This window comes from Paenibacillus ginsengarvi (assembly GCF_003626695.1).
Taxonomy (GTDB): Bacteria; Bacillota; Bacilli; order Paenibacillales; family NBRC-103111; genus Paenibacillus_AB; species Paenibacillus_AB ginsengarvi.
In genome coordinates this window covers 145,967-159,856 of sequence record NZ_RBAH01000002.1, presented here as the reverse complement: position 1 = coordinate 159,856, position 13,890 = coordinate 145,967, and the positions used below count along the sequence as shown (strand labels likewise).

At 49.2% G+C, this 13,890-nt stretch carries 8 protein-coding genes; 2 read left to right on the top strand and 6 right to left on the bottom strand.

The window, feature by feature from the left end; genetic code table 11:
• Positions 1 to 129 precede the first annotated feature (129 nt).
• Both D7M11_RS03915 and D7M11_RS03910 read left to right on the top strand, forming a co-directional pair.
• On the top strand, positions 130 to 816 hold the full coding sequence (locus D7M11_RS03915) for a response regulator transcription factor (protein ID WP_120745858.1): 687 nt from the start codon (positions 130 to 132) through the stop codon (positions 814 to 816).
• Positions 813 to 1,928: a sensor histidine kinase gene (locus D7M11_RS03910; protein WP_120745857.1), complete on the top strand. Its 1,116-nt coding sequence runs from the start codon at positions 813 to 815 to the stop codon at positions 1,926 to 1,928. Before D7M11_RS03915 ends, D7M11_RS03910 begins: the two co-directional genes overlap by 4 nt.
• A gap of 135 nt (positions 1,929 to 2,063) precedes the next feature.
• Here D7M11_RS03910 and D7M11_RS03905 read toward each other — a convergent pair whose 3' ends face one another.
• The 6 genes from D7M11_RS03905 to D7M11_RS03880 form a co-directional block, all read right to left on the bottom strand.
• Positions 2,064 to 3,404: an ABC transporter substrate-binding protein gene (locus D7M11_RS03905; RefSeq protein ID WP_120745856.1), complete on the bottom strand. Its 1,341-nt coding sequence runs from the start codon at positions 3,402 to 3,404 to the stop codon at positions 2,064 to 2,066.
• A 335-nt stretch (positions 3,405 to 3,739) separates the two neighbouring features.
• Positions 3,740 to 6,334: a phosphoenolpyruvate synthase gene (ppsA, locus tag D7M11_RS03900; protein WP_120745855.1), complete on the bottom strand. Its 2,595-nt coding sequence runs from the start codon at positions 6,332 to 6,334 to the stop codon at positions 3,740 to 3,742.
• A 216-nt stretch (positions 6,335 to 6,550) separates the two neighbouring features.
• Positions 6,551 to 7,228, bottom strand: a complete 678-nt coding sequence (locus D7M11_RS03895) for an Imm51 family immunity protein (RefSeq protein ID WP_120746073.1) — start codon at positions 7,226 to 7,228, stop codon at positions 6,551 to 6,553.
• A 155-nt stretch (positions 7,229 to 7,383) separates the two neighbouring features.
• Positions 7,384 to 8,508 carry a hypothetical protein gene (locus D7M11_RS03890; RefSeq protein WP_120745854.1) on the bottom strand — a complete coding sequence of 375 codons (1,125 nt, stop codon included), beginning with the start codon at positions 8,506 to 8,508 and terminating at the stop codon, positions 7,384 to 7,386.
• Positions 8,509 to 8,781: 273 nt separating this feature from the next.
• Entirely contained in the window at positions 8,782 to 11,868 is a 3,087-nt protein-coding gene (locus tag D7M11_RS03885; protein ID WP_120745853.1) for an FIMAH domain-containing protein, read from the bottom strand.
• A 341-nt stretch (positions 11,869 to 12,209) separates the two neighbouring features.
• Positions 12,210 to 13,538, bottom strand: coding sequence for an ABC transporter substrate-binding protein (locus D7M11_RS03880; protein ID WP_120745852.1), 1,329 nt, complete (start codon positions 13,536 to 13,538; stop codon positions 12,210 to 12,212).
• Positions 13,539 to 13,890: the final 352 nt, after the last annotated feature.

Sequence of the window (13,890 nt, the reverse complement as noted above, 5' to 3'; positions counted from 1 at the left end):
GTCGAGTACTTATGCAGATGCTCCTCTTTTTGTGTGGATTTCTTCAAGATCCTTTCGAATCCAAGTATAATTTGGGGTAAGTGGTGCTCTTGCACCGGAAGCAGACTACATTGGAAGGATGTGATTGGAATGGAGCCCAAATTGCTGCTTGTGGAGGACGAACCGGGCATGCTTGAGGAGATGCAAAACTACTTGCAGCGCGAAGGGTTTCGGGTATTGACCGCCTGCACCGGCAAGGAAGCGCTCGCGATTGCCCGGTCTGAACGACCTGATCTCGTCGTGCTGGATTGGATGCTCCCTGAGAAAAGCGGCATCGACGTATGCCGCGAACTAAGGCAAACATCGAATTGCGGCATCATCATGGTCACGGCACGATCCGATGAATCGGATAAAATTGTCGGTCTGGAAATCGGTGCGGACGATTACTTGACAAAGCCTTTCAGCCTGCGCGAGCTCTCTTCGCGCATCCGGGCATTACTTCGCCGCTTGCGCGGACCTGAGGACAAGATGATGCTGCTTGAAAGAGACAACCTGGTCATTTCCGAGGCCAAATGTCAAGTATTCAAGGACGGTCAGGAGGTCCAGCTGACACCGACGGAATTCAAAGTTTTGTACACGCTCGCTTCGCGGCCCGGGATGGTTTTCAGCCGCCTGCAGTTGTTAAAAACCGCACTCGAGGACGAGTATATGGGATACGAAAGAACGATGGATTCCCATATCCGGAATCTTCGCCGCAAGCTGGGTGACGATCCTGCCAATCCTCGATATATTCAAACCGTATACGGTTTCGGTTACCGATTCGGTGAACAATCATGACATTGACGGTTCGTCAAAAAGTTTTTCTTTATATAGGACTGCTTGTTCTTATTATCGGCGGCGTTCATGCACTAACCAAACAGGCTTACATGGAGTCCGTGTTCGATCAATTTCGTAAGGAAGAAATGAGTGCAGCTTATTTAGATGTAACGCCTGGGGAACAAATCGAGATTATAAAGACTTACGTTTCAGGCAAGATGGAGACATTCGCATTTCTTAATTGGGTATTTTTCATAGCAGCCGGGCTGATCCTCAGTTTATGGATTTCGGGAGTTCTGACGCTCCCGCTTAGAAAGCTCGTTGCTGCTATCGAACGCGTCGCGCAGGGAGATCTGGACGTGTCCGTTCCTGTACAATCAAAAGACGAATACGGCAAAGTCATCCAGACATTCAACGATATGACGTTACGCCTTCGGGAAGCTGAGGACGCCCGCAGACGATTGGTAGCCGATGTCGCTCATGAGCTTCGAACTCCGCTGTCTATCATGCAGCTAAAATTAGAAAACGCTCAACAGTCCGGTGAGTATGCACCTCCGGAAATGCTGCTTAGACTCCAAGATGAAGTGATCCGCTTAAGTTTGCTTGTGGAAGATCTTCATGTGTTATCATTAGCGGAAGCGGGCCGTTTAGCCTTGGATTGCAAACCGATCGATCTGGCGGCAAAACTTGAACAAATCGTGGACGATGTGAATATGGAGGCTGAGGAGAAGGGACTGGAAATACGCTTCTATTCAAACAAAAGGCCGATAACGGTAATGGCCGATGCGAGACGGATCACGCAGGTGTTCATCAATTTGTTGACGAATGCAATCCGTTATACGCCGGAAGGCGGGAAGATTTCGGTTGTAATGGAAGACAAGGTCCTCGATCGAGCTGCAACCTATACATGCGTTTCAGTGGCAGACACCGGCATCGGTATTCCAGCCGAAGACCTTAATCACCTATTCGATCGTTTTTATCGCGTGGAAAAGGCTCGTTCGCGGCATACAGGCGGAACGGGGCTCGGATTATCGATCGCTCATCACTTGATCAGAGCTCACGGCGGGTTCATCCGCGTAGTGAGTGAGCCTGAGCAAGGTACAACCTTTACCGTTTATTTGCCTTTGGATTAATATTCATGCTCAGCGTATGGTTACTATATACGACCGTTTGAACTGCAAATAAAACTGCTGCCTGTTTAATAGCAGCAGTTTTATTATTAAGTAACTTTTGTCCGGTATTCCAAACTTGTCGCTAGTCTCGTTCGGCTATTTTTGCTGCTTCAGCTTCTCTTCCTCGATATATTTATTCGCTTTTTCCTCGGCTTCCCGCAGTACCGTGTTAATATCCTTTCCGCCCGTGATCATATCTTTATTCGCCTCGTTCAGGATCGAATACATTTTGGAGTCATACATGCTGCCGCGCGGAAGCGGCGCCGGCTTGACAGAGAATATGCCCGCCAAGTTTTTTCCCTCGAAAATTTTCAAATCGGATGCAAAATCTTTTTGAATGGCCGGATCATTCAAGACGCTAAGACGCCCGAATTTATTAATCATCGATTGCGCTTCCGTCGTTTGGATCGCTTGCAGCACGCGGTAAGCCGCATCTTTGTTTTTGCTGGCGGGGGTCACCATCAGCAGATGGAAATCGACTTCCCTGCCATACCCGGGCTTATCCGCAAAGCTGGGGAAGGAAACCATATCCCAATTGAAGTTTTGGTTCTGTTCGACAAGCGGCAGCACCCTGGATGTAAAAGCCGAGATCCAATAAGGCTTGATCGCCACCCTTTGCTCTTTGGTGAAAAAATCGATATTGTCCTTCAAATAATTCGTCTTCGTTTCGACCATCCCGGGAATATCGTAAACGCTCCGCAGATAGGAAAACATTTTTTTGTACCCGTCGGTCGCAAGCACCGCTTTACCGTCAACCGTTGCAGGGATGGAGTAAGCGCGCGAAAAAAGCTGAGGGAAGCCAGGGTCGATTCCGAGAATTTGCGTCGAATCCTGGCTGCGAGTCATTTTTTTGGACAAATCGATGACTTGCTCCCAAGTCATGCCGTCCTTTAAATACGGGACGCCGTATTTATCGAAAATATCTTTGTTGTATGCGGTCATACCGTAGTTCATAGCGAACGGAAATCCATAGATTTCCCCGTTTTTACCATATAACCGAAGGTTTTTGATCGTTTCCGGCTCAAAACGGTTGAGATCGATTTTGAATGTTTTAACGAACTGGTTTAAATCCGAACCTAAGCCCATGCCGATATAGGTATCTAGAGAAAAATTGCTGGTCGAGATGATATCCGGTGTTTCCCCGGCGGCGATCAGATCCTCCAATTTCTTTCCTGCAAGCAGCTCGATCGTAATATTCGGATACATCTTTTGCACCGGGTCCAGGATTACCTTTTGTAAGTCCGTTGCCGTATTGATGCCTGCCCCGTTATTGTAGAGAGTCAGTTTTACCGGTTCTTTCGTGAATGCCTCCACGCTTTCGACCGGTGCTTTGCCGTCGGCAGGCGCTGCACCTTGACCTCCACCTTGTCCGCAACCGGCCAATGCGATGGTGACGGCAAGGACCGAGATGGTTTTGGGATACATCGAAGTTTTCATACGTCGCTCCTTTTTTCTTTTTAAATGCACAACTAGAGGTTAAATACAATCTGTTCGCGCAAATGGAATCCGTTTCTTTAATCTTATGCGCTTATGTGTTTATATTTGTTCGATATTATGCAATTTAATCTTACTTTCGAGAATGTTCCCAGTCAATACCTTTACAAACTCATAATATTGAGCCAATAGAAGCAAATAATTAATAATTGCATACAAAATACGACACAAAGATGGTCAATCAGTAAAACAAAAAGAAGCCCCAACTTGAGGCTCCTTGAACTGAAAAGCGCTGTACTGAGGCATCGTTTGCCCGGTAAAGCCTTGAGACTCGGGATTTACAAAAACTCTACAAACCCATCTGTTCCATGCACACGTATTCGTTGCCCGTCTTTAATCAATTTGGTCGCATGCTCCACTCCGACAACGGCCGGCAAGCCATACTCGCGCGCAATCACGGCTCCGTGGGTCATCAGCCCGCCAACCTCGGTGATCAGTCCTTTTATCGACACAAACAAAGGCGTCCAGCTAGGGTCGGTAAAGGAGGTAACCAAAATGTCCCCCTCCTCCAGATCGGCCTCTTCCATGTTCAAAATAACACGCGCGCGTCCCTCGATCACTCCGGAAGAAACAGGCAGACCAATAAGCGCCCCGGACGGGATATGGTCTCGTTTGTACTTGCCTGTTACGATTTCGCCATCGGAAGTGATCACACGCGGCGGAGTTAGTTTTTCATATAACCGATACTCGTCTTTTCGTTTCCGAATCATCCCGGTATCCAGTTTATGGGTGCGGACAACTTCGTGTAATTCATCGAAAGCAAGATAAAATATATCTTCTTTTTCCTGAATAACACCGGCTCGGACGAGTTGTTCGGCTTCCTTCAGCAATGCCAGCTTATAGACGAAATAGCGGCTAACCATGCCGTACTTCGGATATTCCCGATACCCGATGAAGTTTCGGATCAGGTCGATCCTTCGTTTGGTTTCTTTGGCTTTATGCTCACCGTCGGGCAGCTGCTTCAAGCGCTGCAATAATTCCTGCTCTTTTATCGAAGCTTCCTGTCGTCCTTGCTCGAACTTACGCTTGCTGGCGCCTGGCTCAAAGTTTTTGATATTGCTAAGAATCATGGGGACAAGCACCGAAGGCTTTTCACCCCAGCGAGTTTTCGATATATCGATTTCACCGGCACATCTCATTCCGTATTTGTCAAGATACGCAGAAATAACCTCTCGGACTTCAGCTCCGCCTTCATACTGAACCAGCTCATCCAGAAAGTCGTCCTCTTTCGTATGCTGTAAATAGCCGATGATTTCCGGATAAGGACGAATCGCATCCGCGACATCCATAAGCGCCAGGCCCATTTCCGACGTAATATTGCCCGGTACGGATTGCGAAAGCGTATCGGCCGCGTTTTTTTCCCCCAACCATTTGTCCATATGTTCGTTAATCCAAGCTGATGCACTCATGGCTGCCATAATGACAGCCGAGCTTTGGGGGTCAAATAAAATCTTCTTTAATTGCTGGATATCTTCCAGTATATAAGCACATAATTCCGGCCCCGTTTTCGTTTGGATGGTTTGCTTTAATTCTTCTATCGATGTTAAACTGCGCTTGATCAAATCCGAAACGATCGCCGGATCGTTCTCGAATTGCGCCGGTGTATCGGTATGACTTCTGCTCAGAATCGGTGTCGTTTGATCACTTGGCAGCAATTTTATAAAATCTCGCTCGATTAGGGTCAGGAGTGCGCCTTTTATGAGCGGATCAGATTCCATGGCATTTAATAAGGATTCCCGGCCGACAGGTGTTTGTAGCCTAGATGCAACATCAACAAACAACCTCCCGCCAGCTTTACGCATAGGTGCAGGGGTAATTAGCAGGTAAAAAGACAACCCCAACGGTTTTATGGGATCTGTCATCATTTGTTGATGACCAACCGATAGATAGACGTGATTTTCTTGATCATTGACTTCAGGGATCGGGTACAAGGTAGTGATCGGCCGGCTCTGGACGATATAAAAGGTATCATCAGCCAAACACCATTCGATATCTTGCGGGCAACCTAAATAAGATTCAATCTGACGTCCGATACGCGCCAACTGTATAATTTGTTGCTCCGTTAGCGTTTGAGACATCATTTGATCAGGCTTGATCTTTCTTATCTCTGTTCCGCCTTCTTTCCTTCCATAGATAGCCAATTTTTTGGCTGCGATCCTCTTCTCGACGATTTCCCCACCCCGCACTTTGTAACAATCGGGGGATACGAGACCGGAGACCAGCGCTTCTCCAAGTCCAAAGCTGGCATCAATGGACAGTATTTTTCGGTTAGAAGTAATAGGATCGGCGGTAAATAAAATCCCCGAGGCCTGCGGGAAAACCATTTTTTGAACAATAACCGCTAAATAAACTAAACTGTGATCGAATCCATTCTGTATCCGGTAGGTCACGGCTCGATCCGTAAACAAGGAGGCCCAGCATTTGCTGATATGCTGCAAGATGGAATCCAGGCCGATCATATTTAAAAAAGTATCTTGCTGACCAGCAAAAGAGGCATGCGGTAAATCTTCGGCAGTCGCGCTCGACCGCACTGCATAAGCATGTTCTTCGCCAAACTTGGAGAGAGACCGGGCAACTGCTTCCACGACTTCGGAAGGGATCGCAGCTTCCATAATGATTTGACGCAGCTTCCCGCTAATTTCAGCAATTCGATCCCGTTCTTCCGCTCGCAGCATGTTTAGCTGCTCCACCAAGTCGCGGTATGTTTCGTTTTGTCCAATCGCTTTTTGATAACCCGCCGTTGTAACACAAAATCCTTCCGGTACTTGTATACCTTGAATGTTGGACAATTCCCCTAGATGCAGCCCTTTTCCGCCGACGAGCGAAAGCTGCGATTTTTCGATTTCCTGGAAGCCAAGAACCCACGAACTCATCCACATCTCTCCTAACCATTAGATTGAGAAAAACGTTTGACATGAGTCTGTCCGTCATGTTACACTTAAATTGTAAGATGCGATACTTGCGAATTTAACGCAATTAAAACAGTCGTGAACTGATTATACCATCATGACTATTCGTACGCAATACAAAGAACCTGGTAAATCTGCCCAGGTTCTTTTTTGGATGCTCTATTCCTTATTCCCACTGGATCAGTCCAATTCTGCTCGTGAAAATAAATCCCGGATCACGGCATCGTCCTCGCAAGCCTCTTTAAATGCGATCGCAAAGCTTTGCAAGGCCTCCCGATCGTCCGCATAAGCACAGAACATGCTGCCTTCCGGGTCGAAATGTACGAGGCTCGCCAACTGAGGCATCCTCTCCGCAAGAAACACGGCCGCCAAAGACCCCCAATCGTAACCGCTGCCTTCAAACCCTTCATCGGCTCTTTCTTGAAAAATCCCCTCTTTATATGTACCCACATTCAAAATCACGGACATGCGTCCACTTTCATGTTCCACTAACTGAAACGGCTCCAAATTAGGTGTAGAGGGGTCTTTTTCTTTCCCGGTATCGCTGCTCTGTTCGCGTTTTGCCCGCACAGACTGCTTTCCTTTCTGTTTCAAGCGTTTGCTTTCTTGCCGGCTCCAATCTAAGAACATCATGGCACTCTCATCCGCCGGGTCCAGGTTGCTGGCAAATTCGAACGCCTTCTCCGCTTCTTCATATCGTTTCAGGTAGTAAAAGGAATAGCCCAAACGAAAGTGCCAAAGAGGGTCCTGCTCGCCTTGATCTTTCATCTTTAGCAGCAATTGCAGCGCATCCTCGTACCGTTCCATATTGTTCATGGCTCTTGCCAAATGACTGAGCAGCTCATAATCCCGCTCCATCTCGGGAATTTGCAAAATCCGTTTTTCGATTTTTCCGTATTCCCTCGTTTTATGCCAAAGCTCCAGCTGTTCCAAAAGACCCTTTTCCACGATCTTCCTCTTTTCGTTATCATTTTATCGATAAGATCAGATACGGCTCGACTTACCCGATCTTATTACCGTGAAAGCTTGGTCATACAAGCAGCGGCAGAAGCAATCTGTTCGGCTGACAAATGGGCGTTCATAGGAACAACCGCAGGCGACGGATACAAACGCTCAAATTCAGCATGTAGCACAAGCTCGATCTGATTCGGCCGACTAACTTCTGCTCGCAAAATATGATGCCAGAGGACAGTGAAAGCTTCGTTTCCAACCCTATTGACAGCTTCGATGCCTTGAAGCTTTATCGGCGAATCCCCATCATAATATGCGATCCTGTTTGCCGCAAGCGACGGAACCGGACTTTCTTTTCTGACGGAAGGAGGCCTCTTAGGACGAATAAACAACTCCCACAAAACGATACAGATCGAGGGAACAAGGAACGCCAGCACTGAAAGCCACGCATTCGAGGTCAACAGCAATGTTCCGATAAAAAGCGCCGCCGATAAGATAGCAAGCAGCCACAAATACAAATTTTCCGAACGTTTCGAGGAACGTTTCTTTGTAGAAGCAGATTCAGCAATCCGCGCCTCCACCGGCTCCGGCGTAACCGCGGTTTCCGTTATTATCCGGTCGTCCCCCGTCCTCGCTATCTTGGGTAAATGCTCGCCTCCCCATTGATACGGAGTCATGGTTTGGTTCCAGCGCTCGAACCCCATCTCGTCCGGACGCCACCAAAGATGCAGGCAATCCTCAAGATGCTCCAGAAAAGGGAGCGGATCGGTGTAAAAATCAAAATACTGGGCCAGCTCTAAATGAACGACAGGAGCTTGATACGTTTGCACATGTGTAAATAAAGTTTCCAACCATTCTGACATATAAGGTCCGAGCGCCGGGAACCGCGCCAACGTAACAGGCAAGCTCTGTCGCAATTGCGCTGCGGCTTCTTTCCACGGAATATGCCAATTTAACGCGTTGGCGAATGCTTCCCACTCGGGTACATCCTCAAGGTCCTCATTGTCCAGATGGGGTTTCACTGCATTCCAGGTAGTCAAAAGCCGTTCGCGATAACGTTGATACTGCTCCGGACTGACGAGACTGAACCATAAAGGTGCAAGAAAATTATTCGTCTCAAAGGCTACGTCTTCATACTGCCCCTCACCTGTGTCCGCGGTAACGCTCAAGAACGTCCGGTTTCCCATAATTTCTATCACCTCCTCTTTTTTTACTATTACACCGAATTACTGGGCTTTTTGCAAGAGTATATAGACCTTGATTCCTCCCGGGCGGTAGGCTCCGCGCAGGAAAAGGATGCTGATCGCGTTCATACTGGAGAAACTCCGCTTCGGAAGAAGCCATCAGGAAGAGCCTGCTTCTGCTGATAGTGTACTCCTCCGGATCGAAAGAAAACCTCCCTAACCGTCAAGGCTTGGGGAGGTTGCAAGAAGCGGCAACAGAGCTTTGCCTGCTGCCTATTATTCCGGCTGCCAAGACGCTATAAGCCACTGGACGTCCGCTAGTAGAGTGTCTTTCGCGAGCTGCGTCATTTGATCCGCCATCGCCGGATTCGTTAAATGCTTGTGAAAATCTTCAAGATGCTTTAACGCCTTGTCGCGTTCGTCCATGTTCAGAAAGTGGCGCGTTTGCTTGAGAGCATTCGTCAACTGGCTTGCCAATGCGTTCCGGATCTCGCCGGCCTGAACGAACGCGTTCAGCGAACGTTCCAGCGTATCCACCGTTGCCGTTACCGTCATGGCGACATGGTTCGTTTCGACTACGTTGCCGTCCATCACGACGCGCGCCCAGATCTCTGCGGTTCCGGGGCGCCCGGCGACCAGCTTGCCGTCTTCGAAGCCGATAACCGACGGATCGCTGCTGAAGTACTGGGGATTTCGCCTCTCCATATGTTGAACGGTGCTTCCTTTCTCCAGCAGACCGGTAATGGCGATATCCGCCGTTTTGCCGTAGGTTAGCGCCGTTACCGAAACGTCCAGCCGTGCCCCGGTCGGCCGCAGGACAAGCCCGGGAATCGTCAGCTGGAGCAGTTCCGTATCCTCGGTCAAATAGAAACGTCCGAAATCGTCCTGCCCCAGCCAGTTACGCTTGCCTACGCTGCGAATGACTTGCTTCTGCTTCGTCACCGCGTCGATGACGAAAAACTGGTTGGCCTGTACGCCATATACATTTCCATCCGTACCAATCACAAACTGTGCGTCCCGCCACACCGCGCTTCCGTACGAACGGGAGACGAGCGGCCCCGTATAGACGATCTGTCTCGACTCCGGATTAAAGATGAACAAGTCGCCCTCAGCCGACCCCCAGATCATGCCGTCCGGACCAACGATCAGCTCTGTTATTCCTCTTCTTCCCGGGATCGGTACCATCTCAAATACTTTTTCCTTCTTCTTAATATCCCAGATGAAAAGCTTTGCTTCCTTCTCTGTCGGCTGAATGCCCAGGCCGCCCCAAATATTCGATCCGGCATAGACAAGCCCGTCTTTATAAGTGACCGCTGTAACGCTTTGCTGATCGATCACATTCCGGTATACCTCACGTTCGTTCGTTTCCAAGTCATAGACAACAAGCGCTCCGCCCAACATGCCGTAATCCGGAACGGTGCCAACCACGTATTTTCCTAAATCCGGTACAATTACACCCGCCGTCGGACGATCTTGCTGATAGTCGGAAACGGAGAACAAGATCTTCGGATTCGGGTGGACCGGATCCTGTCTGTTCCATGGCTTGGATTGATCATACTCATATATATTGGCGTTGCCGTACGTCGCAAAAAGGATTTTGTCCTTATAGCTGAAGATTCGGTCGGTTTGAGTGCCCGGGACAACGTTATCCTTACCGACTACCTGCTTCGAATATTCTTCCCTCTCCCCGGTCAACGGGTCATAGATTGCGTTGCCGCCCGTTATGTAGCCGCTAGTGTGCATTCTTCCATCGTTACCTTTTGCGACCGTTTGCAAGGTGGAAGCCTCGCCAGAAACGGGCACGCGCAGCTTTCTGGATTTTCCGTTTTGAAGATTGTAATGCAGCATCCAGCCGTCCATCATACCGATCAAGGTATAGCCCGGGTATTCCGGATCGGACAGTTTGGCAAAACCCATCATGTTTAGGGCATTTTCCAGTTCAACCGGTAGCCACGAGTATTGCTTGCTGCCAAAATCGTAATATCCAAGCTTGGAACCGTCGGAAAAGTACACCCGGTTTCCTTCAGGCGATACGGGAGAAACAAGTCGGGAGGTAATGACCGCATCCGTCTCCTCAAACTGCCCGGTTGACAAATCGTATGCCAGTGATTTCCCCGGTGTAATCCGCATAAAGATCTTTCCTTGCCGAACGTCCATATCCCAGATGAACTGAGCATCCGGAAAACGGACGGGTAGCGGAATCTCGGTCTTCTCCCCGGTATCCCGGTCATATCGAATCAGATGCGCATGAGAGCCGATCCCGATATAGTAATCATTGTGTTCCGGATCATATGCAACGGAATAAGCATAAGCCTCATCAGGCGTTGCGCGGCCGAGATTCGTCAGTTCGTCTGTAAGAATGTTGTACTCAAACAATTCGTTTCGGTTATACGTACCGCCTACCAAAATTCCGGGAGGACCGTTCTTCAGACTGAATGTAGCGGAACCCGGAAGCTTCTTTAAGTAATGAACCCGATCTTCGCCAGGTACGTATTTGAACAGCGTTGAAGGTGTGCCCGCCATATAGACGGTCCCGTCCGGTTGAATGGTAAAGCCGCGCAAATATGCACCCTTATGCTCTACCCCATCTACCGTGTCCACGACCGGAACCGAACGTATCACTTGCCCCGTATCCACGTCGAGAATTAGCAGGATGTTCGGATCACCATCCTGGATCACATAAAAGACCGATTTTCCGGAGGAATCCGTATAAACGCCATCACGGTTAAAGACAAGCTTATGCACAGTCTGGCCTAGATTTACCAGCTCAAAAGGAATCGTTTCAACCTCCTCGACACTAAAATGCAAGTCATCCAGAACCGCTCTCCCTGTCGATGCATTCGCGGTGTAAATAAGCACTCTGGCATATGCCGCATCCTTATGAGCAACTGCCTCGACGGTGTACTCCGTCCATTCGGATGCAGGCAGTAGGCTAACGTACTTGCTGTCCAGTTGGCCCCCGACAACATTGTCTTCCGGGCTTTTAAACGTTCGGATTCCCAAATAGATGGTTCCGCTCGCGCCGGTTACTTTTGCATGCAGGCGCAAATGATCGCCGCCGTTAATTTCGATCGGATCGCTGTAGGTCACATTCGCTGCAGTCGCCGACTGATCGTTCACGAGCAGACTATTTGTTCCCTCGTAGCTTCGTGCATCGGTTACTTCCGTCGAAATCCCCGCGGACTTCGACCTGAGAGTCCAACCGGGGATCGGCGTCGTCTCCCCCCCAGGCATCTCGAAGCCAGGATTGATAAGAAGATTAGACGGCGCTTTCGCTTGCGCTGAAGCGGACGATACGCCCACGATCAGCATGGAAACGACCATACAAAAAGCCAACATAGATTGCAGTATTTTGTTCAGCACTGTCAATAACTCCCCCATTTCATCGATTGAATGAGCCATGGACGCCAGCCGCAAAGCTTCTTGGCGATTGGTGCAATCGTACTCGCCCCATTCATACGGAATGGTCCGGAATACGCATCTTCCTGATGTATGCTCTGAGCCGTCACCCTCCAACATGCCAATCCCCGTTGACTCATTTAGCTAGCAACAAATCCGTGATAAATAGCTTCTCTGCCGGTACGAGATAACCGCTTTGCCAATTCGTACGCGTCATCCCAGTTCATCCGTCCGCAGGGTATCTTTCCCAAAGCGATCAACAGATCGACTCTTGCGTCTGCCGGCGGCTAAGCCGGAACGTTCAGTTACTTGCTTTTTTCTTTGGCGAGCTCCGCTTTCAGCTTCTCATCCAGTTGACGCAGCGCGGTATTGACGTCCATTTTGCCCATCGCAACGTCGACAAAGGTTTGACTCTGCAAGTTTTGCAGCGTTAACCCTGGTACATCGGTTAGCCCGGCTTTTCGTTTCTTCGTGTAAGGTATCGGCGGGTATACATTGACCGCGTCCATGTTTTTCGTGCTGTAAACTGGGCTTTCTTTACCCAAAGCGCTCTTGATTACTGGACTGTTCAGCGTAGTCGTAATCCCTTTCCTCGAATCGGCCATCTGCACCTCGTCTGCCAGCATGACCATGATCATCTCGAATGCATCCTCCTTGTGCGTGCTCGTATTCGAGATGGACCAATAAGCCGGACCTCGCTGCGGCATCAGCTTGGGTGCCCCCTCCAAAGTCGGATAAGCGGCCAGATCCCAGTTCAATTCCGGTGGAAGCTTCAAATACACGCTGTGCTGGTTGGTCATCATCGCGACGTTGCCTTTGGCGAAAGCCGATCCGTCCAAGGTGGCGGTTGATTCGATCGTGTTGTTCGGAATTTCATAGAACCGCAGCAAATTATTAAACAGCACTTTCCATTTCTCCGGTTCGGCCAGTTGATCCGCGCTCGGATCGAGAATCGGCAACGAAAACTGGTTATCGCGCAGTGTATTGCCCGGGTGGGAACTGAAGCCGCGATATACGGCGCCGCCTTCCACACGCGTCAATTTTTTCGCCAGATCGTATACTTCATCCCATGTGATACCGGTCTTCTTCGGGTAAGGAACACCGAACTTGTCGAACAGATCCTTGTTGTAATACAGCGCCTGCGGAAAATACGGCGGCACCGGCAAGCCGTATAACGCACCGGTTCGTCCGGCATCGACGATTTCGTCGATAAACACTGAGGTAAACCGGCTCAAATCGTATTTGTACTTCTTGACGAAATCGTTCAAATCGTAGCCTAAACTCAGATCCAGATAGGCGGTCCGCAGCGTCGGAACGTCGGTGCGAATCAGATCGGGGATGTTGCCCTCAGCCACCAGATTCGGAAGTGTCGCTCCTTTCACGCCCGGGAAGTATTCCACAGTAATATGCGGAAACTTCTGCTTGAGTACTTGCCGGAACCGGTCGTCGAATTCGGTTTCTGCGACGCCGGCCGCATAAATTTTCATCGTATACGGCTCCTTCGGCTTTTCCGCCTCCGCCTCCCGTCGATCTGGCTTCTGTTCTCCGTTTAGTGCGCCTCCGCAGCCCGACATCAGGATTAGAATAAACGAAAACACCGCCAACGGCCTGCTTTTTGCTCTAATCGCCACCATGCCTCATTGACTCCTGTTCCACATGATTTTCCAATAAATCGTTCTAACGCCCCAGCTATTTGCTGACCTGTCTTCCATACGGGTTGGCCTGACTCTCCTTTCCGATTTCGAGTCATTCGAAAAATAGCGGTCAAATTCGTTAACCCTAAACTGACCCTATAAATAAATTACGTGTTTTTGAAAGCGCAGTCAATTACATTTTGGCTTTCTTCATGTCTTTAAAAGGTCTCTTCATAGTCAGTTCTTTGTAAGGCTCCATAGGTTGAAACACGGCAGCGTGATAAATAAGTGAAATACGAACTCAGTCCGGTAATGAACAGCCGTCGGAAAGCCGAATTCTTAGAGAAAACAA

Bases quoted from the DNA above. Each gene is read 5' to 3' on its own strand.
- D7M11_RS03890 (WP_120745854.1), bottom strand. From the start codon at position 8,508: ATGGGAAACCGGACGTTCTTGAGCGTTACCGCGGACACAGGTGAGGGG.
- D7M11_RS03910 (WP_120745857.1), top strand. From the start codon at position 813: ATGACATTGACGGTTCGTCAAAAAGTTTTTCTTTATATAGGACTGCTT.
- D7M11_RS03905 (WP_120745856.1), bottom strand. From the start codon at position 3,404: ATGAAAACTTCGATGTATCCCAAAACCATCTCGGTCCTTGCCGTCACC.
- D7M11_RS03915 (WP_120745858.1), top strand. From the start codon at position 130: ATGGAGCCCAAATTGCTGCTTGTGGAGGACGAACCGGGCATGCTTGAG.
- D7M11_RS03895 (WP_120746073.1), bottom strand. From the start codon at position 7,228: ATGGAGCGGGATTATGAGCTGCTCAGTCATTTGGCAAGAGCCATGAAC.
- ppsA (WP_120745855.1), bottom strand. From the start codon at position 6,334: ATGAGTTCGTGGGTTCTTGGCTTCCAGGAAATCGAAAAATCGCAGCTT.
- D7M11_RS03880 (WP_120745852.1), bottom strand. From the start codon at position 13,538: ATGGTGGCGATTAGAGCAAAAAGCAGGCCGTTGGCGGTGTTTTCGTTT.